Source organism: Pseudomonas sp. GL_135 (assembly GCF_057834665.1).
The window spans coordinates 5,471,686-5,494,910 of sequence record NZ_CM174408.1; the positions used below are offsets into that span (position 1 = coordinate 5,471,686).

19 protein-coding genes and 2 pseudogenes are annotated in these 23,225 nt (G+C 59.9%); 7 read left to right on the forward strand and 14 right to left on the reverse strand.

Annotated elements, in window-relative coordinates; translation table 11 throughout:
• Positions 1-41: 41 nt before the first annotated feature.
• The 4 genes and pseudogenes from AC3ISG_RS24220 to AC3ISG_RS24235 all read right to left on the reverse strand — a co-directional run.
• Positions 42-506 (reverse strand): annotated as a pseudogene (locus AC3ISG_RS24220) (TniQ family protein); the annotation flags it as partial.
• Positions 467-1,354 carry a TniB family NTP-binding protein gene (locus AC3ISG_RS24225; protein WP_489298157.1) on the reverse strand — a complete coding sequence of 296 codons (888 nt, stop codon included), beginning with the start codon at positions 1,352-1,354 and terminating at the stop codon, positions 467-469. The pseudogene AC3ISG_RS24220 and the gene AC3ISG_RS24225, both read right to left, overlap by 40 nt.
• Positions 1,351-3,276, reverse strand: a complete 1,926-nt coding sequence (locus tag AC3ISG_RS24230; protein ID WP_489298158.1) for a Mu transposase C-terminal domain-containing protein — start codon at positions 3,274-3,276, stop codon at positions 1,351-1,353. The genes AC3ISG_RS24225 and AC3ISG_RS24230 overlap by 4 nt, the downstream gene beginning before the upstream one ends.
• Positions 3,276-3,959: a heteromeric transposase endonuclease subunit TnsA gene (locus AC3ISG_RS24235; RefSeq protein WP_489298159.1), complete on the reverse strand. Its 684-nt coding sequence runs from the start codon at positions 3,957-3,959 to the stop codon at positions 3,276-3,278. Before AC3ISG_RS24235 ends, AC3ISG_RS24230 begins: the two co-directional genes overlap by 1 nt.
• 114 nt (positions 3,960-4,073) lie before the next feature.
• Here AC3ISG_RS24235 and AC3ISG_RS24240 point away from each other — a divergent pair.
• Positions 4,074-4,724 (forward strand): annotated as a pseudogene (locus AC3ISG_RS24240) (ATP-binding protein); the annotation flags it as partial.
• 266 nt (positions 4,725-4,990) lie between these two features.
• Here the strand turns inward: AC3ISG_RS24240 and AC3ISG_RS24245 are convergent.
• Entirely contained in the window at positions 4,991-6,967 is a 1,977-nt protein-coding gene (locus AC3ISG_RS24245; protein WP_122534144.1) for a methyl-accepting chemotaxis protein, read from the reverse strand.
• Between the two features lie 218 nt (positions 6,968-7,185).
• Positions 7,186-8,106: a LysR substrate-binding domain-containing protein gene (locus tag AC3ISG_RS24250; RefSeq protein ID WP_108121193.1), complete on the reverse strand. Its 921-nt coding sequence runs from the start codon at positions 8,104-8,106 to the stop codon at positions 7,186-7,188.
• A gap of 163 nt (positions 8,107-8,269) precedes the next feature.
• Here AC3ISG_RS24250 and AC3ISG_RS24255 point away from each other — a divergent pair, with 163 nt between their 5' ends.
• On the forward strand, positions 8,270-9,652 hold the full coding sequence (locus tag AC3ISG_RS24255) for a NorM family multidrug efflux MATE transporter (RefSeq protein WP_272629635.1): 1,383 nt from the start codon (positions 8,270-8,272) through the stop codon (positions 9,650-9,652).
• A gap of 206 nt (positions 9,653-9,858) precedes the next feature.
• Here AC3ISG_RS24255 and AC3ISG_RS24260 read toward each other — a convergent pair whose 3' ends face one another.
• Positions 9,859-11,529 (reverse strand): putative bifunctional diguanylate cyclase/phosphodiesterase, encoded by a 1,671-nt coding sequence (locus AC3ISG_RS24260; RefSeq protein ID WP_489298160.1) that lies wholly within the window; start codon positions 11,527-11,529, stop codon positions 9,859-9,861.
• 201 nt (positions 11,530-11,730) lie between these two features.
• On the opposite strand from AC3ISG_RS24260, the gene rep reads away from it, so the two are divergent.
• The 4 genes from rep to AC3ISG_RS24280 all read left to right on the forward strand — a co-directional run bounded on the left by rep (position 11,731) and on the right by AC3ISG_RS24280 (position 16,323).
• Entirely contained in the window at positions 11,731-13,740 is a 2,010-nt protein-coding gene (gene rep, locus AC3ISG_RS24265) for a DNA helicase Rep (RefSeq protein WP_122534146.1), read from the forward strand.
• Between the two features lie 39 nt (positions 13,741-13,779).
• Entirely contained in the window at positions 13,780-14,349 is a 570-nt protein-coding gene (locus AC3ISG_RS24270; RefSeq protein WP_122534147.1) for a xanthine phosphoribosyltransferase, read from the forward strand.
• A gap of 190 nt (positions 14,350-14,539) precedes the next feature.
• Positions 14,540-15,424 (forward strand): MBL fold metallo-hydrolase, encoded by an 885-nt coding sequence (locus AC3ISG_RS24275; RefSeq protein WP_489298161.1) that lies wholly within the window; start codon positions 14,540-14,542, stop codon positions 15,422-15,424.
• An 83-nt stretch (positions 15,425-15,507) separates the two neighbouring features.
• Positions 15,508-16,323, forward strand: a complete 816-nt coding sequence (locus tag AC3ISG_RS24280) for a sulfite exporter TauE/SafE family protein (RefSeq protein WP_122534149.1) — start codon at positions 15,508-15,510, stop codon at positions 16,321-16,323.
• Positions 16,324-16,357: 34 nt separating this feature from the next.
• On the opposite strand, the gene AC3ISG_RS24285 is transcribed toward AC3ISG_RS24280, so the two are convergent.
• The 6 genes from AC3ISG_RS24285 to dadA form a co-directional block, all read right to left on the reverse strand.
• Positions 16,358-18,280, reverse strand: coding sequence for an acetyl-CoA hydrolase/transferase C-terminal domain-containing protein (locus tag AC3ISG_RS24285; RefSeq protein WP_489298162.1), 1,923 nt, complete (start codon positions 18,278-18,280; stop codon positions 16,358-16,360).
• 105 nt (positions 18,281-18,385) lie between these two features.
• Positions 18,386-18,688, reverse strand: a complete 303-nt coding sequence (locus AC3ISG_RS24290) for a DUF2845 domain-containing protein (protein WP_172610276.1) — start codon at positions 18,686-18,688, stop codon at positions 18,386-18,388.
• A gap of 8 nt (positions 18,689-18,696) precedes the next feature.
• Positions 18,697-19,245, reverse strand: a complete 549-nt coding sequence (locus AC3ISG_RS24295; protein ID WP_122534152.1) for a cupin domain-containing protein — start codon at positions 19,243-19,245, stop codon at positions 18,697-18,699.
• Between the two features lie 158 nt (positions 19,246-19,403).
• Positions 19,404-20,477, reverse strand: a complete 1,074-nt coding sequence (gene alr / locus AC3ISG_RS24300; RefSeq protein ID WP_489298163.1) for an alanine racemase — start codon at positions 20,475-20,477, stop codon at positions 19,404-19,406.
• Positions 20,478-20,521: 44 nt separating this feature from the next.
• Positions 20,522-20,875 (reverse strand): RidA family protein, encoded by a 354-nt coding sequence (locus AC3ISG_RS24305; RefSeq protein ID WP_122534154.1) that lies wholly within the window; start codon positions 20,873-20,875, stop codon positions 20,522-20,524.
• Entirely contained in the window at positions 20,847-22,148 is a 1,302-nt protein-coding gene (dadA, locus tag AC3ISG_RS24310) for a D-amino acid dehydrogenase (protein WP_489298164.1), read from the reverse strand. Before dadA ends, AC3ISG_RS24305 begins: the two co-directional genes overlap by 29 nt.
• Before the next feature lie 154 nt (positions 22,149-22,302).
• Here dadA and dadR point away from each other — a divergent pair, with 154 nt between their 5' ends.
• Positions 22,303-22,791 (forward strand): transcriptional regulator DadR, encoded by a 489-nt coding sequence (dadR, locus tag AC3ISG_RS24315; protein ID WP_065988245.1) that lies wholly within the window; start codon positions 22,303-22,305, stop codon positions 22,789-22,791.
• 34 nt (positions 22,792-22,825) lie between these two features.
• Here dadR and AC3ISG_RS24320 read toward each other — a convergent pair whose 3' ends face one another.
• Positions 22,826-23,179, reverse strand: a complete 354-nt coding sequence (locus tag AC3ISG_RS24320) for a YkgJ family cysteine cluster protein (protein WP_205485443.1) — start codon at positions 23,177-23,179, stop codon at positions 22,826-22,828.
• Positions 23,180-23,225 lie beyond the last annotated feature (46 nt).

Genomic DNA, 23,225 nt, shown 5'->3' on the forward strand with positions numbered 1-23,225 from the left:
GGTGCCTCGCACTCAGGGCACCTGTCTATGAGTCTCACCTGATGCTTTTCACAGCACGTGTGCCAAGCCAGTCGCGAGGATAGTCGGTAATAGGGAACCCGTTCAGCTAAGCAAAGAGGACAGCACTGCAATCCGCCGGAGTGGCGACGGTTGCGGATTCCGAGCCCAAGAATCCAAGGCCATACGCCTTTGTGGTGATCAAGCGCGGGGTTTAGTGCTTGAGCGATGGTACGGAGTGTTGACGAATAGATGTCTGAAACAGCTATCCCTGTCATTTTCGACAGAGGCAAGAGTCTACTGTCAGGGATCCCTCGGTCCAGATCGATAGTCCAACATCTCCAGCCAGGCCAGATAGTCCCGGTGAGCGACATGGGTGAGCAGCCATGCGCAAACGCGTTACGGATGAGCCAGGAAGATATCAGCTCATCCGCCAGCAGACTCTGCGCTTTGGGCCACCGTGGATTGACTACAGCAATTCCCGGATGCCACGAGTAGGCTGTACCCATGACTTGCTCTGGATGATATCGGCGTCGATTTTTTCCTTACCCGAGTGAATTGCTTCCATAGCGCATTCAATCAGTAGCCTGTGCAGGTTACCGGTATTTCCCTCCGAGATCGCGTGCAGCCGATTGGCCAAATCGGGATGAGCCAGCCCTGAAGCCTGTTGCAGCGGCAGCACGGATTCAAACCCTTTCAAGAAACGTTGAAAATCAACATTCAATGTCCAGTTGCGCAAATTGAAAACGTCGAACCGACTCGCATGCTGAGCATCAGTGTGTAGCACCCTGACAGCGTCCTCGGTCCCCACACCGATCACAGGAATCATGAGTTCATTACAAAGCAACTTTATGACGTTCATGATCTCCCGTTGCTTCATAGCCGTTCCTTCCAGCATTGAGTGAAACTCGTCAATGATCAGCAGCCTCACTTGGTTTGCGCGCATTTGGTGAATGACTTGGAAACGAAGTTTGGGAACCACATCGGTCGGTCTGTAGGGCGTCCAGAACTGCTCAAGGATTGCGCAGTAAAGTGAGCGCTCATCTGCGGAAGGAGGAGCCTCGATTGAGATAATAGGTTTGACTGATTCTCCGTCAGCGTCCACGTAACCTGTCCCATGCAATTTTTCAAATCGCTCGACAATGGTCGTCTTGCCGTTGTTTGAGCTGCCGACAACTAACAGGTTCGGCATCCTGGGACGCTTGGGCACGGTCATCAGATGGTGCATGAGGTCGATCAACTTCTGAGCGGAGGGATAGCCAATCCAGCGCGGCTCGTGGAGGAAATCGATACGACCCTGAGAGGTCTTAAGCATGACGGCCCGGAATTCCGGATGAATATGATCGGACTTAGTCATGAAATGTCCCCAAACCCTTCAAGATCACCGTCGATCACCAAGTTCTGGAAGCCGCTCGTTGGAGCAGGCGCGATCTTGATAATCTGCGGGCTTGGCTGAGCCGGCGTCTTGCCCTTGGCATGGTTTCGGTTGCGCTGGGCCTGACGTCTAGTCTTAGTCGTATGGGCCTCAGCATTCGCGACGAGCTCTCGGTTCTCCAAGATGTAGCGCTTGATCAGCGGCTCGTTTATAGCGGCATGCCCCTCGTCGACCGCACGCTTCTTCGCGGCTTTGAACTCGAAGATACTTGCGGCAGGAAATGCCTGGTTCGACGACGGTATCTTAAAGTACTGCTTGAGCAGCGGATCAAAAAACCAGATGTAGCTGATGTCTCGAGGGTCACGACGGAAGATGAATGTCCGCGCTTTACCCGTGTGCTTATCCTTCGCATTGATCCACGGCCTCAAGGCTTCGGAGTAGTACATTAGGTCGATCTGGACACCGTAATGCTGGACGGTGCGCTCAAACGAAGGCAAAAAATCCCTCTGCAGCGTAAACGGATCAGTTGGTCTTGGAGGTATACCAACCAGAGGATCCTGATCTGTGTTGCCAAATATCCCAATGTGCCACTTCCGGCTAGGGCTCATGTAGATTTTCGAGTGATATGCTTCGTTGTAGATCAGAATCTCTCTAACCAGCCACGTTTCGAACTCGTCAAAGGTCAGCGCCGAATGCTTCTCGGAGTCGTAGCCTGCGCGATCGGCTTGATTGCTATAGGTTCTACCGGGCATGTCTTTCAAAGTTTGCGCGAACGTTCCCATCAGGCGCTCAATATGGGCTCCGTAACGGGGGCGCCTCACGGGGCGAAACTGGTTTTCGATACCGATGTTGGAGCACGATCGCTTGACATCTTCGCTCTGAAAATCGGGACCGTTATCGGCATGCAAAATCTTGGGGATCCCCCAAACTGGCCATTCTCCGGTGACCCCATGGGCAATCAGCCAGTTTTCTTTGGGGAGAACGGAATGAGCAACGCACATTGCCACCGATATCCCCGCGGGTGCATCCAAGGAAAGGTAATAGCCCGTGATCATCCGAGAATACACATCAATCGCGAAGGTGATCCACACCCGACCAATAGGACGCCTGTGAAGATCATCAACCAAGATGATATCCATGGGCGTGTGGTCGATTTGCACAACGGCAAGGGGATAGTCCGCCCCCGGAAATGAGCCAGGCGTCGGCGTGTACTTGTTCCGAGCCAATTCCGTATAACCTCGGCCGCGTAGGTAAGCCTTATCTGGGACACCTTTAATTCGTGCCCGGATCGCAGTTGCTCCAGGCGGAGTGATCTGCGCGGCTTCACAGGTTTCGACGATCTTGTCGATTGTCGATAACACCGTTGGGCGGTGAGGTTTAAGGAAATAATTAGTAATGACATCTTCGATGATTCTATTGGCTTCATCCGAAAGGCGTGAGTTGCCCTCCTTCCACCCCCTCCTCCGCGGAATAAGAGCGAGCTTCTCACCCCACTCCTTGTAACGCTTTATCCAGCGATACAAGGTCGCGACATCAACGCCAACCGCGGCGCTTCTGGCTTCGACGTCTCGCCGACCGATAACCACGCTCCCCAGAAGCGGCTCAATGGCAGCGTAGCGCCTCTGCGCCTCAGCCCAGTCTTCGCTGCCAATCAGCGCCATGTCGTAATTGGCGTAGAGCCCCTCGACTTTCTCGCGCTTGATCGCTCGTAAGCCGTCGATGGGCAACGCAGCAGCTTTACCTGACTCCAGTTCGATCCCCACCACAGTTCGAAAGTCGAGGATCTGTGAAATACGGTAAGCAGAATCGCCGTGAGCGACCACCGCCCCGACCTCAATTATTACCTGGAGCCGGTCAGGCTTGTAGGGAGTGAGCTGGGCATCAAGTGAATCGTTGTCGACCATCACGCCACCCAAACTTCTAGGAAATTGTTCAAAGGAAGGCGTATGTCACAGAGAAGCCGTCTTGTAGCAATGAGATGCCAGAGATGACTGATCCCCTCGCCTCGATACCGGTCGCAGGAGTGCAATGCCAGCAGGTAGTGGACGGGCGCAACGCCCATCTCCCGTACTGTGCCGATAATCCACTCACTGTCTTCTGGCTCAAAAGTCATTCGTGCATAACGTTCCAGAAACTTGATGTTGTGCAGCGCGGTATCCCGAATTCTCGTTTCGTCATGGATGTGGAAGACCCAGCCCTGCTCGCTTGCGTACCGCCAAGCAGCTTTCCACTTGGGAAGCCATGCTCGCCAATTCTTGCGCCACTCGGCCTCGGGCTTTACCTCAACCAGCAACGGCTTGGACCAGTTGTCGAGGTCTCGATTTCCGAGATTGAAGTGAACGAGAAAATCTGGGGTGTATTTGTAAGGACGCCCGTTGCTGATGAAAGGGATGCTAACCGGCTGAGAGGTGATATTACGGACATCCTTGGAGAATTCCGTACGGACAATGAAATCCCGCTCCAGCGTGGACTCGTAGGGGATGCCACCTTCGCCGCGGAATGGAAACACGCCGGAGACGCTTCTTTTTGTGGGCTTGATGGGGCGAACCGACCCCGATTTAGTTTTGTCGCGGCTATTTCCGACCATTGATAGGACCGTCGCAGCTATTTAGTTAATGCGTCGCAGCTATTGCTGAACGCTGTGCTGATGGTGCAAGGGCCCTAGTATGGCGGTGTCGCAGCAAATTAGAAATCCTACAGCGGCAGTCGCCCGCAACCTGGCGAAATCACCCTCGCGCACCACGGTGTGCTGTTTCTGGACGAGCTTCCGGAATTTGATCGGCGGGTGCTGGAGGTGCTGCGTGAGCCCCTTGAGTCAGGCCACATCGTGATTTCCCGGGCGCGGGATCGGGTGCGCTTTCCGGCGCGCTTTCAACTGGTCGCGGCAATGAACCCCTGCCCGTGCGGTTATCACGGCGAGCCGACCGGGCGTTGCCGCTGCTCAACCGATCAGATTCAGCGCTACCGCAACAAGCTGTCCGGACCGCTGCTCGACCGGATTGACCTGCATCTGACGGTCGCTCGGGAAACGACCTCCTTGGCCGCCACTGCAGACAGCAAGGGTGAAAGCGCCAGCGCAGCGGAAGTGGTCTCCGAAGCCCGACAACGCCAACAACGGCGCCAGGGCTGTGCCAACGCATTCCTTGATCTGCCCGCGCTGCGTCAACACTGCGCGCTGTTGCCGGAAGATGAAGCCTGGCTCGAGAACGCGTGTGAACGCCTGAACCTGTCCCTGCGCGCCGCCCACCGCCTGCTGAAAGTCGCGCGCACGCTGGCTGATCTGGAGAAGGTGGACGCCATCGCGCGTTGCCACATTGCAGAAGCTTTGCAGTATCGGCCTTCGTCGAATTGAAACCGCATACAACATGCCACGGCGGGAGATAACCCTTCGTTCAGCACCGCACTGTCGCGCAGAATGTGCAACATCTGTGGGAGTGAGCTTGCTCACGAAGGCGGCATCTCAACCGCTGAATATTTGGCGGATGTTCTTGCCTCTTCGCGAGCAAGCTCGCTCCCACAACTCGTGTATTGCCAGATACATCTGCGGTGTTGCTTGATGAGATTGGGCTTGCTCACACCTACACTGGTTGGCTCTGGCGGCTCAGCAGCGCTCCAGCCTCACCGAAACCGATCCACTTCCTTCTGCAAGTCAGACGCAACGGCATTCAGCTCTTGAGCCGTGATCGCCAGGTTGGACACGACTTCGCGTTGCTCGCTGTTCGCCAGGGCGATGCTTTGCAGGTTGGCGCTGAGCAGCGTTGCGGTGTTGCTCTGCTCTTGGGTAGCCGTGGTGATGGACGTAAATTGCTCACCGGCCGAGCGGCTTTGTTCGTCGATCTGGGCCAGCGCTGCAGCGACTTTGGCGTTGCGCGACAGGCCTTCCTGCATCAGTGCGTTGCCTTGCTGCATGGTGTTGATGGCATTGCTGGTCTCTTGCTGAATGCTGCTGATCATGCCGGAGATTTCGTCGGTGGCCTGGCGCGTACGAGATGCCAGGCTGCGGACTTCATCGGCTACCACCGCAAAACCACGGCCTTGCTCACCAGCGCGTGCTGCCTCAATGGCGGCATTGAGGGCCAGAAGGTTGGTCTGCTCGGCGATCGAGGTGATGACGCTGACAATCCCGCCAATCTCCTGCGAGCGCTGGCCCAAGGTATCGATCACCGTCGCAGTGCTGCTCAGCGAGCCTGCGATTTGCTCCAGCGAGGCCGACGCCTCCTCCATCGACGTACGGCCGATGCGGGTCTGCTGGGCATTGCCCTGGGCCATGCGTTCGGTGGTGCCCATGTTGTCGGCGATGGTCAGGGCCGTGGCGCTGAACTCTTCCACTGCACCGGCCATGCTGGTGATTTCGCCGGACTGCTGCTCCATCCCCTCATAAGCGCCGCCTGACAGGCCGGACAACGCGTTGGCTCGGCTGCTGACTTCCAGCGCCGCCGTGCGGATGTGGGACACCATGGTTTCCAGCGCCTGGCCCATCTTGTTGAAGCTACCCGCCAGCTGACCAATTTCGTCATGGCTGGAAACGTTCAGGCGCGCGCTCAAATCACCGGCACCCAACGCTTCCGCCTGACTGACCAACGCCGACAGCGGCCGCAGCTTGCTGCGCAGCAGCCAGATCGCGGCAGCGACAGCGATCAGCATCGCCAGCAGGCTGCCGATGGCCAGTTGCGTGCCGACGCTCCAGGTCACTGCGCTGATTTCATCCTTGGGCATCGTCGCCAGAACCGTCCACGGGCCGCCGGCAAACTTCTCGCCGACGGTGTAGAAGTCTTCACCCGCGTCCTGCCAGAACCGCCCAACGCCTGGCGTCTTGGCGAACTCGGCAAGAGTGGTGCCTGCCTGATCCAGGTCTTTCACGCCCGCTGGTGCCACCAGCCATTTGCCCTGCTCGTCGAGTAGAGCCAGCGAGCCGGTGGAACCGATGCGGAAGTTCTTCAGGTTGTCGAACTGCGCCTTCTGCGCGTCGGTGTAGTCGAAGCCGACGAACAGCACGGCGATGACCTTGCCGCTGGCGTCACGCACCGGGCTGTACTGCGTCATGTACAGACGATCGAACAACAGCGCGCGACCGACGTATCCCTGACCGGCGAGCAGCTTGTCGTAGGCGGGATGCTTGTGATCCAGCGAGGTACCGAGGGCGCGTGAGCCGTCCTGCTTGCTCAGGGATGTGCTGACGCGCACGAAGTCGTCGCCGCTGCGCACAAAGACCGTCGCCACGCCGGCCGTCATTTTCTTGAAATCATCGACTTCCGTGAAGTCGTTGTTCAATGCCGTACCGTTGAGCAGTAACGCAGGGGTCTGCACGCCTGCAACCGCGATCTGTTGATCGGCCTGGACGCTCAAACCGCCCGAAAAGCGCTTTTCAAACAGACCGCTTAAACGCTGGGTGCTGTCACGCAGGGTGCTGTGGAACGTGTTCAACTGGTCGGCCAGCAACCGGGCTTCGCTGCTCATGTGCTCTTCGCGAATGACCAGGTTAGCCGAGTCCAGTGAGCGCAAGGCGAACAGCGTGCTGCCGCTGATGACGACGGCCAGAATAACGGCCAGGGCGATGCCGAGTTGCGAGGCAATTCGGGCGCGAGGCTGAGACATTGGAGCTCCTTGCCGAACGACTGGACCGTCCTGAGCTCAGGAACACCATTCGGACGAATCTAATAGAGGGGATCGATGAACCGATTGAGGTGAACCGGCTCTGCTTTAAACCTTCGGCCGACAAACGAAATACTTGAGTCCTACACCTTTTAAGGACGGAATTATTTCCTTTTCTGACAGTCTCGGCAGCCCTTTTTAATAAGGCTGCGCTCCACGGCTTACTCCAGAATCGTCACGTCCGGCAGCTCCATCGCCTGCACTTCACCCTGCAAAAAGTCACTGAGCCGGCGCATACGCTCTCCGCCCGGTCGGGTCTTGGGCCATACCAGATAATAGTTCTCGCCGCTGACGACTGCGGTGCGCCACGGCAGGCTGAGTCGGCCTTGAGCGACGTCCTCCGCCACCATCAGCAGATCACCCATCGAAACGCCGTAACCCCGGGCCGCCGCGATCATGCCCAACTCAAGCGTGTCGAATACCTGCCCGCCCTTGAGCGAGACCCGGTCAGACAAGTCCATGCGCTCCAGCCATCGGCGCCAGTCGCGGCGATCGGGTGTGGGGTGCAGCAGTTCGGCGCCGGCCAGCCGTTCCGCGTCCCACGGCGCGTCATCCAGCAGCGTCGGGGCGCCCACGGGAATCAGCCATTCCGGGAACAGGTAGGTCGCCTCCCAGTCTGGCGGGAAATGCCCGTGGCTGAGCAACACCGCGCAATCGAACGGCTCTTGGGTGAAGTCGACGCTGTCGATGTCCATCCACGCGCTAGTCAGCTGGACTTCATTACCCACTTGCAGATGACGAAAACGACTCAGCCGCGCCAGCAGCCAGCGCATGGTCAGGGTTGAAGGAGCCTTCATGCGCAAAATGCCCTCCTCCGCCATCAACGCGCTGCACGCTCGCTCCAGGGCGGAAAATCCTTCACGTACGCCCGGGAGCAATTCCCGTGCGGCCTCGGTGAGCTGAAGATTGCGACCGTTGCGCCGGAACAGACGGCAGGCGAAGTGCTCTTCCAGGGTGCGGATATGCCGACTGACGGCACTCTGGGTGATCGACAGTTCTTCAGCGGCGCGCGTGAACGAGCTGTGTCGCGCTGCGGCTTCAAACGCGCGGAGGGCATACAGCGGCGGAAGAGTGCGAGACATCGGCGTAGCTCCTCGGGGAGTCGGGCAACGGCAGTCACTCTACTGTAGAAATGCCAGGATGAGTTTTACTCATGCAAGTGATCGGATTTATCCCTTTGTGCATCTGCGCCGCGATCCCCACAATGACCAGCCTGCCAACACCCGTAGCCCGAGCGCAAAGACCATGCACCAGCACGCTTTCAAAGAACTGTGGATCATCCTGCGTCTGGCCGGGCCGCTGATTGCTTCGCAAATGGCGCACATGCTGATGGTGTTCACCGACACCGTGATGATGGGCAAGCTGGGCCCGGAATCCCTGGCCGGTGGCGGGCTGGGCGCGGCGAGCTACAACTTCGTGTCGTTCTTCTGCGTCGGTGTCATGGCGGCGGTCGGCACGCTGGTTGCGATTCGCAAGGGCGCGAATGATCACGCGGGGGTCACCCGTCTGACCCAGGCCGGCTTGTGGCTGGCATGGGGCATGGCGTTGGTTGCTGCGCTGATCCTGTGGAACCTTGAGCCGATTCTGCTGCACTTCGGTCAGGACGAGGCTAACGTGCACATGGCCAGTGAGTTCCTGATCACGCTGCCATTGGCGCTGCCTGGCCTGCTGAGCTTCATGGCCCTGCGCGGTTTCACCAGCGCACTGGGGCGTGCCACCCCGGTAATGGTGATCAGTCTGGTGGGCGTAGCCCTGAACTTCGGGCTCAATTATGCGTTCATCCACGGGCTGTTCGGCCTGCCGCACTGGGGCCTGATGGGCATTGGCCTCGTCACGGCCATTGTCACCAACGCCATGGCGCTGGCGCTTGCGCTGCACATTCGTTATCACAGCGCCTACGCGGCGTATCCCCTTCACAACGAACTGATGAAACTCTCGCGCAGCTGCCTGAAAGAGCTATGGCGTCTGGGCCTGCCCATCGGCGGTACGTATGCGGTGGAAGTCGGCCTGTTTACCTTTGCGGCGTTCTGCATGGGCGCCATGGGCAGCACCCAGATGGCCGCGCACCAGATTGCCCTGCAATCGGTATCGATGGCGTTCATGGTCCCGGTCGGGATTTCCTACGCGGTGACCATGCGCATCGGTTTGCACTACGGCGCAGGGAATCTGCTGCTGGCGCGCACCGCCGGACGCATGGGGATTGGCTTCGGCGGGCTGCTGATGCTGTCGTTCGGCATTCTGTTCTGGGTCGCACCCCACGCGGTCATCGGCCTGTTTGTCGACGTCAACGACCCGAAATACCAAGGCGTGGTCGAGCTGGCGGTGAAGCTGTTGGCGATCGCAGCATGGTTCGAAATCCTCGACGGCACGCAGACCATCGCCATGGGCGCCATTCGAGGATTCAAGGACGCCAAGACCACATTCCTGATCGGACTCGCGAGCTACTGGGTGGTCGGCGCGCCGTTGGCGTGGGGCCTCGGGTTTCTCGCGAATCAGGGCGCGGTGGGTGTGTGGTGGGGATTGGCGATTGGCTTGCTTTGCTCAGCGGTGGCACTGACCTGGGCATTCGAGCGCAAGACGGCGCGACTGCTGCGCAAAGAGGCGACGGGCGTTGTGGTGATGGGCTGAGGGATGGACGGCACACATAGTCCCTATGGGAGTGAGCTTGCTCGCGAAGGCGGCATTTCAGCCGCTGAAGATGAAGCGGATGTACCGGCCTCTTCGTGAGCAAGCTCACTCCCACATAGATGGATTTTACTGCTGACCCACTGCGTTTGCGGCAAGCGCGCTCCTACAGAATCTGCCCAAAGCATGTGGGAATACTGCGCCGCCGCTCACTGGCTCTGCAGCGCAATCCCTTTGTTCTGATCTATCGCCAGATACTCCATCAGCTCCGGCAATGCCAGCGGGTGGCTGATCAAAAAGCCCTGAGCCTGATCGCAATTGAAGCTGCGCAGCAATGCCAACTGCTCAGGAGTTTCGACACCTTCGGCCACCACTTCGAGGCTGAGGTTGTGGGCCAGGTTGATCATCGCGTGGACCAGCTTGCGGTTTTCCTCACGCTGCTCCATTTCACCAACAAAGCTCTTGTCGATCTTCAGCAGCGTGATCGGCAGGCTGTTGAGGTGCACGAAAGATGAAAACCCGGTGCCGAAATCGTCCAGCGAGAAGCGCACACCCAGGCGTCCTAGCGCGTCCATGGTCTGTTTGACCAAGTCACTGCGGCGCATGACGGCTGTTTCAGTCAGTTCGAATTCCAGCCATTGCGCGTCAATGCCGCGGTCGGCGATCAAGCGGCTGAGCGTCGCAAGCAGCTGGTTGTCCTGGAACTGGCGGAACGACAGGTTGATAGCCATGTGCAGCGGCGGCACGCCTTTTTCGCGCAGGGCCTGCATGTCGCGCAGGGCACGGGCGATGACCCAATAGCCCAGCGGCACGATCAGCCCGCTTTGCTCAGCCAGCGGCACGAACTCGCTCGGCGGTAGCAAACCGCGTTCGGCGTGGCGCCATCGCACCAGTGCCTCCAGCCCCAGGATGTGCCCGGTATTCAGGCACAGGCGTGGCTGGTAATGCAGCTCTAGCTCATCGCGACGCAAGGCCCGTCGCAGCTCGCTTTCCAGATCGGCGAGGCTGCGGGCATTGCGGTTGATGCGTTCGTTGAAGACATGAAAGGTGCAGCCTTGAGTGCCCTTGGCCTGCTGCATGGCGATGTGTGCGTGCCACATCAACGGATCGGCTCCGCCGTTAAGGCGCGCATAAGCGATGCCAAGGCTGCAACCGATCAACAGGCTTTCGCCGTCGACCCAATACGGTTCGGACAAGGCTTCGGTAATGCGCTCGGCGATGGACTCCGCCCGTTCTGGAGCGCGGCGTGTGTCGATCAGCAGAGCGAATTCATCGCTGCCCAGTCGCGCCAGTTGATCGCACGCCTCCAGCTGGCCTTTCAGCCGGGCGACCACTTGCAGGATCAGCCGATCCCCCGCCTGATGGCCCAGCGCGTCATTGGCGCGGCGGAAGTTGTCCAGGTCCAGATGCCCCAGCGCCAGACCTCGGCCGTCGAACTCGGCGAGCCGGGCGGCCAACAGCGTCTGGAAGCCCTGTCGGTTGGCGATGCCGGTGAGGGGATCTTGCTCGGCGAGGCGATTGAGTGTGGTTTCCAGCACGCCCCGTTCGCGCACATGACGCAGACAGCGGCGCAAGGCCTGCGGAGTGAGCGCGTCGCGCACCAGCCAGTCGCTGACACCGACGGGCTCTTCCTCCGGCTCTGTGTCAAAAAGCAATACGGTGGGCCAGTTGCATTGGCCGGCGGCGGGCTGAAGGGCTTCAGTGGTGAAAAGGATTCCGGGGACTGCGAGGTCTGCTTGATGGCCAACAGCGCCCCAGCTCGACGCGCATTCAAGGACAGCGGCGTCTCCGAGCGGCGCCAGGCACTCGCGCAACGATGCCGGCCATTCGGGCGAGTCCGCCAAAAGCAGCAAACGCAAGGGTTCGACAGGCGTAGACAAGCTAACTCCCCACACAAACGTAAAGACCTTGGCGCACCCTCGAATGAGGGTCGTCAAACGCGAGAATCATCCGCAATACGCAAATGTAACAAAACGGCGAAATATAGATAGCGCGGCGCATCACAGGGTCGGACGGTGGCTGCACAATCCGCTGACCCTGTTAAAATGCCCGCCCTTTTCCAGGCAGCCCCATTTTTCCCCATGTCCCGACTCAATCCCCGGCAACAGGAAGCCGTGAACTACGTCGGCGGCCCTCTTTTGGTGCTCGCCGGCGCTGGCTCCGGCAAGACCAGCGTGATCACACGCAAGATTGCCCACCTCATCCAGAACTGCGGCATCCGAGCCCAGTACATCGTCGCCATGACCTTTACCAACAAGGCAGCGCGGGAGATGAAAGAGCGTGTCGGAACCCTTTTGCGCGCTGGCGAAGGACGCGGCCTGACCGTTTCGACGTTTCACAACCTGGGCCTGAACATCATCCGCAAGGAACACGCCCGTCTGGGCTACAAGCCCGGGTTCTCGATCTTCGACGAGACCGACGTCAAGGCGCTGATGACCGACATCATGCAGAAGGAATACTCGGGCGACGACGGCGTCGACGAGATCAAGAACATGATCGGCGCCTGGAAAAACGAACTGATCCTGCCGCCCGAGGCCCTCGCCAATTCCCGCAACCCCAAGGAGCAGACCGCCGCCATCGTCTACAGCCACTACCAGCGCACGCTCAAGGCGTACAACGCGGTGGATTTCGACGACCTGATTCTGCTGCCGGTGAAGCTGTTCGAGGAGCACGCCGACATTCTGGAAAAGTGGCAGCACAAAGTGCGCTACCTGCTCGTCGACGAATACCAGGACACCAACGCCAGCCAGTACCTGCTGGTCAAAATGCTCATCGGCACGCGCTGCCAGTTCACCGTTGTGGGTGACGACGACCAGTCGATCTACGCCTGGCGCGGCGCGCGGCCGGAAAACCTGATGCTGCTCAAGGACGATTATCCGTCGTTGAAAGTGGTGATGCTGGAGCAGAACTACCGCTCCACCAGCCGCATCTTGCGCTGCGCCAACGTGCTCATCGCCAACAACCCCCACGCGTTCGAGAAGCAACTCTGGAGCGAGATGGGTCACGGCGACGAAATCCGCGTGATTCGCTGCAAGAACGAAGACGCCGAAGCCGAGCGCGTGGCCATCGAAATTCTCAGCCTGCACCTGCGCACCGACCGGCCTTACAGCGATTTCGCGATTCTCTATCGCGGTAACTATCAGGCCAAGCTGATCGAGCTGAAGCTGCAGCACCATCAGATTCCGTACCGGCTGTCCGGGGGCAACAGTTTCTTCGGACGTCAGGAAGTGAAAGACCTGATGGCCTATTTCCGCCTGTTGGTGAACCCGGATGACGACAACGCCTTCCTGCGCGTGATCAACGTGCCGCGTCGCGAAATCGGCTCGACCACCCTTGAAAAGCTGGGCAACTACTCGACCGAGCGCAAGGTGTCGATGTACGCCGCCACCGACGAGATCGGCCTGGGCGAGCATCTGGACGCCCGCTTCACCGACCGCCTCAGACGCTTCAAGCACTGGATGGACGGCGTGCGCCAGCAATGCGCGACGCAGGACCCGATTGCTGCTTTGCGCAGCATGGTCATGGACATCGATTACGAAAACTGGATTCGTCAGAACAGCTCCAGCGACAAAGCCGCCGACTACCGCATGGGCAACGTGTGGTTCCTGATCGAGGCCCTGAAGAACACCCTGGAGAAAGACGAAGAAGGCGGCATGACCATCGAGGAGGCCATCGGCAAGCTGGTCCTGCGCGACATGCTCGAACGTCAGCAGGAAGAGGAAGACGGCGCCGAAGGCGTGCAGATGATGACCCTGCACGCCTCCAAAGGCCTGGAGTTTCCTTACGTGTTCATCATGGGCATGGAAGAGGAAATCCTTCCGCACCGCTCCAGTATCGAGGCCGACACCATCGAAGAAGAACGCCGCCTGGCCTACGTGGGCATCACCCGCGCGCGGCAGACGCTGGCGTTCACCTTTGCGGCCAAGCGCAAGCAGTACGGCGAAATCATCGACTGCCTGCCGAGCCGGTTCCTCGACGAACTGCCGCCGGACGATCTCGCTTGGGAAGGCAACGATGACACGCCCGTCGAAGTCAAAGCCGTACGCGGCAACACAGCCTTGGCGGACATACGCGCCATGCTGAAAAGATAACGTTTATTTCGCGCACATCGCGCTCTGAGGACCACCCACGTGGAAGCACTGCACAAGAAAATTCGCGAAGAAGGCATCGTGCTTTCCGATCAGGTATTGAAGGTCGACGCGTTTCTCAACCATCAGATCGACCCGGTGCTGATGCAGCAGATCGGCGACGAATTCGCCGCGCTGTTCGCAGGCTCCGGCATCACCAAGATCGTCACTATCGAGGCGTCGGGCATCGCCCCTGCAGTCATGACCGGTCTGAAGATGGGCATCCCGGTGATCTTCGCGCGCAAGCATCAGTCGCTGACCCTCACTGAAAACATGTTTTCCGCGTCGGTGTATTCGTTCACCAAGCAGACCGAAAGCACCATCGCCATTTCTACCCGTCACCTGAACAGCAGCGATCGGGTGCTGATCATCGACGACTTCCTGGCCAACGGTAAGGCGTCCCAGGCGCTGATCTCGATCATCAAGCAAGCGGGCGCAACGGTCGCCGGTCTGGGTATCGTGATCGAGAAGTCGTTCCAGGGCGGCCGCGCCGAACTGGACGGTCAGGGCTATCGTGTAGAGTCACTGGCGCGCGTGCAGTCGCTGAAAGATGGGGTTGTGACGTTCGTTTGATCCAGATTCACCTTGGGGGTTGCGCAGCTGATACCGCGCTTCAGGCCTGCAAATACGCAACCCCGTGGAAGTGAGCTTGCTCATGAATGCGGGCTATCAGGCGCAGAGGTTACGGTGAATGTACCGGCCCCTTCGCGAGCAAGCTCGACTCCCACAGATTTCGTGCGGTCAGTAGAACAGGAGACACGTTATGGAAATTGGCGAAAAACTGAGCGTAGAGGCGTTTTTCGATCCGCAGACCTCGACCATCAGTTACCTGGTCATTGACCGCTCCACGCTTCAAGCCGCGTTGATTGACAGCGTGCTGGATTACAACCCGAAATCCGGGCGCACCAGCACACAGTCCGCAGACAAGCTGATCGAGAGGGTTCGCGAGCTGGGCGTGTCGGTGCAGTGGATTCTGGAAACCCACGTCCACGCCGATCACGTCTCGGCGGCGGCCTACCTGAAAGAACAGCTCGGCGGCACCGTTGCGATTGGCAGCCACATCACCCGCGTGCAAAAAGTCTTCGGCACGCTGTTCAACGCCAAAGGTGACTTTGCCCGGGACGGCAGCCAGTTCGACCGGCTGCTGGAAGATGACGCGCACTTTCAGATCGGGACGCTGCAGGCCCGAGCCATGCACACCCCCGGCCATACACCGGCGTGCATGACGTACGTGATTGAAGCGGGTGACGAAGCCGTCGCGTTTGTCGGCGATACGCTGTTCATGCCCGACTACGGCACCGCCCGTTGCGACTTCCCCGGTGCCGATGCGCGCACGCTGTATCGCTCGGTCGGCCGGATTCTCGGCCTGCCGCCGCAGACGCGTCTGTTCATGTGCCACGACTATCTGCCCAACGGCCGTGAATTGATGTTCATGACCACCGTCGCCGAGCAACGCGCCAGCAACATCCACGTGCGCGAAGGCATTGGCGAGGACGCCTTTGTCGAGATGCGCGAGAAGCGCGATGCCACCCTCGACATGCCCGTGCTGATCCTGCCTTCGGTGCAGATCAACATGCGCGGCGGCAACCTGCCAGAGGCGGAAGATAATGGCGTGCGCTACCTGAAAGTTCCGATCAACGCGCTGTAATGTCTGCACAGCGCGCCGCTCAGGCGCGCTCACACACTGAACAGCCACCTCCTGACAGCCCCCACGGAACTTGCTCCCTTACGATGAATGAACACGAACTGATCGGAGCCGGCCTCGGTACGATCATTGGCGCTGTATTGGGATTGACGGGCGCGGGTGGCGGCATTCTCGCCGTGCCGCTGCTGGTTTTCGGGCTTGGCCTGACAATGATCGAAGCCGCGCCGGTAGGCCTTCTGGCAGTCGGGCTGGCTTCGGCCGTCGGTGCAGCGCTTGGGTTGCGTCAAGGCATCGTCCGCTACCGCGCGGCCATCTTCATTGCGATCATTGGTATTGCGCTGTCGCCGGTAGGCCTTTGGCTGGCGCATCAACTGCCCAATGCGCCGCTGGCGTTGGGGTTTGCCCTGGTTCTGTTTTATGTGTGCGCGCGGATCTACCGCAAAGCCGCTCATGAACTGCGCCATGGTGAGCCGCCAGAGCGAGGCGCGTTCAGGCCCTGCGTGGTCAATCCGCTGGTGGGTCGGCTGCGCTGGACCCTGCCTTGCGCACGTTCCCTGGCGGCGACCGGCGCATTGGCCGGGCTGTTGTCCGGATTGCTCGGTGTGGGTGGCGGCTTTGTCATCGTGCCGGCGCTGACCCGCTACACGGACCTTGAGATGAAGAGCATCGTCGCCACGTCGCTGGCGGTGATCGCACTGGTCTCCACCGGCAGCGTGATCACGGCCAGCGTCAGCGGCGCGATGCATTGGTCAGTAGGGCTGCCGTTTGCCGCCGGGGCGGTCGTCGGACTGATGGCCGGCAGGCAGGTCAGCCGCTACCTCGCCGGCCCGAGGTTGCAGCAGTTGTTTGCGGTCAGCGGCTTTTTCGCCGCTGTGTTGCTGGTGATCAAAACCCTCGGCTGAACGGATGCCACAGTAAACGTGGGCAACATCAGGCCTAAGCCGTAGCCTGCAACCCCGCCAGCACCAGCCGCTGATACAGCTCTTCTCGCAGTCCCTGTGGATGATCAAGGCCCATGCGCTGCAGATGCTCGGGATAAGCGCTCGCGTCAGGAGCCTCAAGCGTGGCCTTGCCCAGCTCGATGATTTCTGTGAGCTTGAACTTGCTCTTCAGCCAGTTCAGCGCGCGCAGCAGATCGCGCTCTTCAGCCGTAAAATCGCTGCCCAACGGGTACTCGATGAACAGCGACGGGAACTGGTCGCGGATGTCCTTCAGCCGCTCGGGCGTGTTCTGGCTGAACAGCGGATCGAGGCGGAAATCCTTCGGCAGCTTGCCGGCCTTTTGCGCCTGATCGATCAGGCCCGGCTGGAAGCGTGAATCGCTGATATTGAGCAGCGCTTCGATCACTGCGGCATCCGTCCTGCCGCGCAGATCGGCAATTCCGTATTCGGTAACGACGATGTCGCGCAGATGCCTGGGAATCGTCGTGTGCGCATAGTCCCAGACGATGTTGGAACTGACCTCCCCGCCCGATTCACGCCAGCTGCGCAGGATCAGCACGGAGCGCGCGCCTTCCAGCGCATGGCCCTGAGCGACGAAGTTGTACTGCCCGCCGACACCGCTGACCACCCGGCCATCAGCCAACTGATCTGAAACCGCTGCGCCCAGCAACGTGACCGTGAAACAACTGTTGATGAATCGAGCATCCCGCCGTTGCAGGCGCTTGAGCGTCTCACTGCCGTATAGCTCGTTGATGTAGCTGATCGCAGTCATGTTGATCTGCGCGATCTGCGGCTGCGTGAATTCCCGCAGCCGCTCATAGAAGCTGCGCGGCCCGAGAAAGAAGCCGCCGTGAATCAACACGCCGTCGCTGTAAACCGATTCGTCCAGAACCCCGTCGTTGGCCATTTGCTGCAGCTCGACGTCGGCGTACACCTTGCGCCGGATGATTCCCGCATCCAGCAGCACCAGCAGACCGTTGACCAGCATTTCGCTGCAGCCATAAAGCCCGGTGGCGAAGGGCATCACCCCGCCTTGCGCCTCGATCAACGGCTTCCAGGTGGAGATCCCGTCCAGCTCGGCCAGGCATGCGCGATAGGTTTCGTTATCGGCCTGGCGCGCAAGCAAGGCGGCGGTCAGGGCGTCGCCCATCGAGCCGATGCCGATCTGCAGCGTGCCGCCGTCGCGCACCAGCGTGCTCGCGTACAAGCCAATGAAGTGATCCTGAATACCGACCGGCATGTTTGGCGTTGAAAAAAGCGTGCTGCGTTCTTCGTGCTCGATCAGCAGGTCGAAGGTGTCGAGGCCGACCTCGGCATCGCCCTGCATATACGGCAGATCCGAATGGACGTGGCCCAGCACTAGAATGCGCTCCCCCAACCCACGGCGTTTTTCCACCATGGGCAACAGGTCAAGAGTGATGTCGGGATTGCAGCTTAGGCTGAGGTGATCGGGCCGTTGCGGGTCACGGGCGATCAATTGTGCGATCAGATTCAAACCATTGGCATTGATATCCCGCGCAGCGTGGCTGTAGTTGCTGCTGACGTAATCCTGCTGCGCTTCGACGCTGCCCAGCAGGCTGCCGGGTTGCATGAAGAACTGCTGAACGTGAATGTTGGGTGGGAGGTCGTCACGTCGCAGATCGGTGAGGAAATCCAGCTCCGGGTAGTCGTCGAAGACGCGCTCCAGAAAGGGCTCCAGGAACCGTCCCTGCAAGCCGTCGCCGCCATCGGGTCGCCCAAGGCACAGCGCGGTGTAGATAGTGAGATGCCGATCGGGCAGCGATTTGATTCGGGTGTACAACGCGTTGGCGAACCGATTGGGCTTGCCCAAACCCAGCGGCATACCCATATGGATGTGTGCCGGCAACTCGGCCAGCACGTGATCGACAGCTTGCTCGATCGAGCAGGAATGCGGCATCCGGCCTCTCCTGGTTTTGTTATTTGATAGCGGTTGGACCGGGCCTTCAGGGGATTTGCTGCATTGCGCCGCTTGCGCCCTTGAACACGACTGCCAGTCGGCGACTCAATCCCGCTTTGTCTCGATCTCTACCAGCTTGTCCTCGATAAACCGCAGGTGTTGTTTTGCACCGTTACGAGGGCCATACACCCACAAACTGACCTTCGCAAAGCCGAGCCTGGGTACGCCGTTGCTTCGCAGCGCAGGCATTTGATCAACACTGCTGTCAGGCGCCCCGCACTTCTGGCGAACCACATCGGCGGTGTCGCCCAGACTGATAAGCGCCGTGCCGCAGCGCATCGTCGCGTCGGCAGTAGCAGCGAAGAGCAAGACGGCCAGGCCGAGGACGATCAGTTTTCGGTTAATCATAGTGCTGACTAGAAATTCGCCGGCGTGGCCGCGCTGATGAGTCGCGCAGGGACGTCGTACGGGTTGCGAAAGCGATGCGGCCGGGAGCTCTCGAAGTAATAACTGTCGCCCTCTTCGAGCACGTAGGTGTCCAGACCGACCACTAGCTCAAGGCGGCCCTCGACCAGAATCCCGGTCTCCTCGCCCTCGTGAACGAGCATCTCAACGCCGGTGTCCGCGCCCGGCGGATAGACCTCGGAAAGGAACGCAATGGCCCGGCCCGGATGGGATTTGCCGACCAGTTTCATGGTCACGGCACCGTCCGAGATATCGATCAGTTCACTGGCTTTGTAGACCACTTGGGTCGGGTTTTCGGGTTCGAGCTCTTCGGAAAAGAACTCCACCATGGACATCGGTATGCCGCCCAGCACCTTGCGCAGGGAGCTGATCGAGGGGCTGACGCTGTTCTTCTCGATCATGGAGATGGTGCTGTTGGTCACGCCCGCTCGTTTGGCGAGTTCACGCTGGGACAGACCTTTGAGTTTACGAATGGATTGCAGTCGTTCACCGACGTCCAATGCGGCAGTCCTCCTGAGGATCAAGTTGGGTCAAATGGCCGTCATCATGGCAACAGCGTTCAGTATTTACAACACTTGAGCCCATGGCCGGATCGGCAAAGGGACTGGCGGCCGAGACTGGCCGCCTATGGGTGGTTTACACAGTTGGCGAATGGCGATCAGGCCCCGGTATAGAACCTGGGCACGCGCTTGAGATTGCAAAGAATCTGATAGGGGATCATGTCTGCGCTGGATGCAAGGTCGCTGATGAGAATGTTATTCCCCCACAGTTCGACGCGGCTGCCCAGCCCTGCACCTGGCACGTCGGTGAGGTCCACGCAGAGCATGTCCATCGACACACGCCCGAGCAGTTGGCTGCGATGGCCGTCAACCATCACGGGAGTGCCGGTGGGCGCCTGGCGCGGATAGCCGTCGGCATAGCCCATCGCGACCACACCGATGCGCATATTTCGTTCAGCGACGAATGTACCGCCGTAGCCCACCGGCTCACCGACGGGCAGATCGCGCACGCAGATGACGCGAGACTCGAGGGTCATTACCGGCTGCAAACGATCGGCGATCGTCTGCGGCTGATCGAAAGGCGTCGCGCCGTAGATCATGATCCCCGGACGCACCCAATCACTCGGCACGCTGGGCCAGCCCATAACACTGGGGGAATTGCGCAGGCTGACTTCGGCGGTCAGGCCGGCGCGCGCCGATTGAAAAATCGCCACTTGCTCGTCGGTGCGCGCGCTATCGAGTTCGTCGGCGCGGGCGAAGTGGGTCATCAAGACAATCTTCGCGGCCTTGCCGCTGTTCAGCAGCCGCCGATGGGCCGCCTGAAAATCCGCCGGGTGAATGCCGACGCGATGCATGCCCGAATCCATCTTCAGCCACACATTCAGCGGCTTGCCGAGGTCGGTTTGCTCGATCACGTCGAGTTGCCAGAGGGAATGCACCACGCACCAGAAATCATGCTCGACCATCAGCGCCAGTTCGTCGGCTTCAAAGAAGCCTTCCAACAGCAAAATGGGCGCTTTGATGCCGGCCTGACGCAGCTCCAGCGCTTCTTCGATGCAAGCCACGGCAAAGCCGTCCGCCTCGGATTCCAGCGCCTGCGCAACCCGTACCGCACCATGGCCGTAGGCATCCGCTTTGATAACGGCAAGCGCCCTGGCGCCAGCGGTGTCACGCGCCAATTGGTAGTTGTGGCGCAAGGCCTGAAGGTCGATAAGGGCGCGGGCTGGACGCATGGTGGGGCTTCTTGTTGGTCAATAAAGGGATATAGGTGAGTGAGCTATGGCAGCGCCGCAACCACCGACAGTTCAACCAGAATCTCCGGCTCGCACAGCTTCGCTTCAACCGTCGCACGTGCAGGCGCAAGGCCTCTTGGCAGCCATGTGTCCCAGACACTGTTCATGCCGGCAAAATGCGCGTCGATGTCTTTCAGGTAAATCGTCACCGACAGTATGCGGGTCTTGTCGGTACCGGCCAGGTCCAGCAATCGCTCGATGTTGTGGAGCGTCTCGCGGGTCTGTTGCTCGATACCCCCTGCCATGTCGTCGGCCACTTGCCCGGCAAGGTAAACGGTGCCGTTATGGACGACCAGCTGGCTCATGCGCTCATTGGTGAGCTGGCGCTGAATGGACATGTTTTGCGATCTCCCTGGAACTGCCATAACGAGAAATATCGAGGCCTTCAGCACTGATCTGCGGTGTTTTACGCGCGATCAGGTCAGCCAGCAATCTGCCTGATCCGCAGGCCATCGTCCAACCCAACGTGCCATGGCCGGTGTTGAGGAACAGATTGCGATAGGGCGTGGCGCCCACGATGGGCGTTCCGTCCGGCGTGGTCGGGCGCAGACCGGTCCAGAAGCCGGCCTGCTGCAGGTCGCCGCCGTGAGGATAAAGGTCGTTGACGATCATCTCCAAAGTTTCGCGGCGACGGGGATTGAGCGACAGGTCGAAGCCCGCGATCTCGGCCATTCCGCCCACACGAATGCGGTTGTCGAAGCGGGTAATCGCGACCTTGTAGGTCTCGTCGAGAATGGTCGACGTCGGCGCCATCGCCGGGTTGGTGATCGGCACCGTCAGCGAGTAGCCCTTGAGCGGATACACCGGCGCCTTGATGCCAAGCGGCTTGAGCAGTTGCGGCGAGTAGCTGCCGAGGGCCAGCACGTAGCGGTCGGCGGTTTCGAGCTTGCCGTTGATGCGTACGCCGTTGATGGTGTCGCCCGCAAACTCAAGGGATTCGATGGACTGGCCGAAGCGGAACTCAACGCCCAGCTTCACGCACATCTCGGCCAGACGCGTGGTGAACAGCTGGCAGTCGCCGGTCTGATCGTTCGGAAGGCGCAGTGCGCCACTGAGGATGTTGCTGACGCTGGCCAACGCCGGTTCAACCCGGGCAATGCCTTCGCGGTCGAGCACTTCATAGGGCACGCCGGCCTGTTCGAGAACGGCGATGTCCTTGGCGGCGTTATCCAGCTGTTCCTGAGTGCGGAACAACTGAGTCGTGCCCAGGCTGCGGCCCTCGTAGGCAATGCCGGTCTCGGCACGCAGCTCATCGAGGCAGTCGCGGCTGTATTCGGAGAGGCGGACCATGCGCTCTTTGTTCACGGCGTAGCGGTTCTGGGTGCAGTTGCGCAGCATCTGCGCCATCCACAGGTATTGATCGATGTCCGCCGTGGCTTTGATGGCCAGCGGCGCATGGCGCTGCAGCAACCATTTAAGCGCCTTGAGCGGCACACCCGGCGCGGCCCATGGCGAAGCGTAGCCCGGCGACACCTGCCCGGCGTTGGCGAAACTGGTTTCCATGGCAGCGGCCGGTTGACGGTCAACGACAGTCACCTCGAAGCCCGCACGCGCCAGGTAATACGCACTGGTGGTACCGATTACGCCACTTCCAAGGACCAGAACGCGCATGTTGATTCCCTCATCGCGGATATCCGCTGACGTTTTCAAGTTTTAAGCAAGGATGTGCGCAGTATAAAAAGGCGTGAGCAGTGCTTTTGACTATATAAACGCCTATATTCGGCATTTCTTCTCGGCAACCGACGCTTTGGCAGAGGGCTCTTCGATGCGTACCCAGCACCAGTCCAAACGCGAGCTGGACAAGATCGACCGCAACATCCTGCGCATCCTGCAAAACGACGGCCGGATCTCCTTCACCGAACTGGGCGAACGGGTCGGGCTGTCTACCACGCCGTGTACAGAAAGGGTCCGGCGCCTTGAGCGTGAAGGCATCATCATGGGCTACAACGCCCGCCTCAATCCGCAGAACCTCAAAGCCAGCTTATTGGTGTTTGTCGAGATCAGCCTGGACTACAAGTCCGGCGACACCTTTGAGGAATTCCGCCGCGCGGTGCTCAAACTGCCCCACGTGCTGGAATGCCATCTGGTGTCAGGGGATTTCGACTATCTGGTGAAAGCGCGGATTTCCGAGATGGCGTCGTACCGCAAGCTGCTGGGCGACATCCTGCTCAAGCTGCCCCACGTGCGGGAGTCCAAGAGCTACATCGTGATGGAAGAGGTGAAGGAGAGTTTGTGCCTGCCGATTCCGGAGTAATCATCCGCAACGAGCTCACCGTAAATGGCATCGGCTAGACCAATACTTGCCGCGTCGAGGCGATGAACTCATGCACCTGTTTCTCGGCGCGGGGATGAATCAGGACCTCCGGGCGGCGACCGTTGGGGCATGGCAGGGTCTTGGTGGTACCGAACAGACGACAAATCAGCGGCCGCTCGTCGTAGACGGTGCAGCCGTTGGGCCCCAGGTGTACGCAGTTCAGCTCGTTGAGCGCCGCTTCCTGCTCGGCCGGCGTCTTGCGAGGCAAACGCGACATTTCTTCGGACGACGTGGTCACCGGCCCACAGCAATCGTGGCAACCCGGCACGCATTCGAACGACGGAATCTGCCGCCGCAGATCGCGGATTGTCTCGCTGTTGCAGCTCATAGCGGCAGTTTTCCCTGTTAAAGGTGGTGATTGTGCCCCAGCGCCG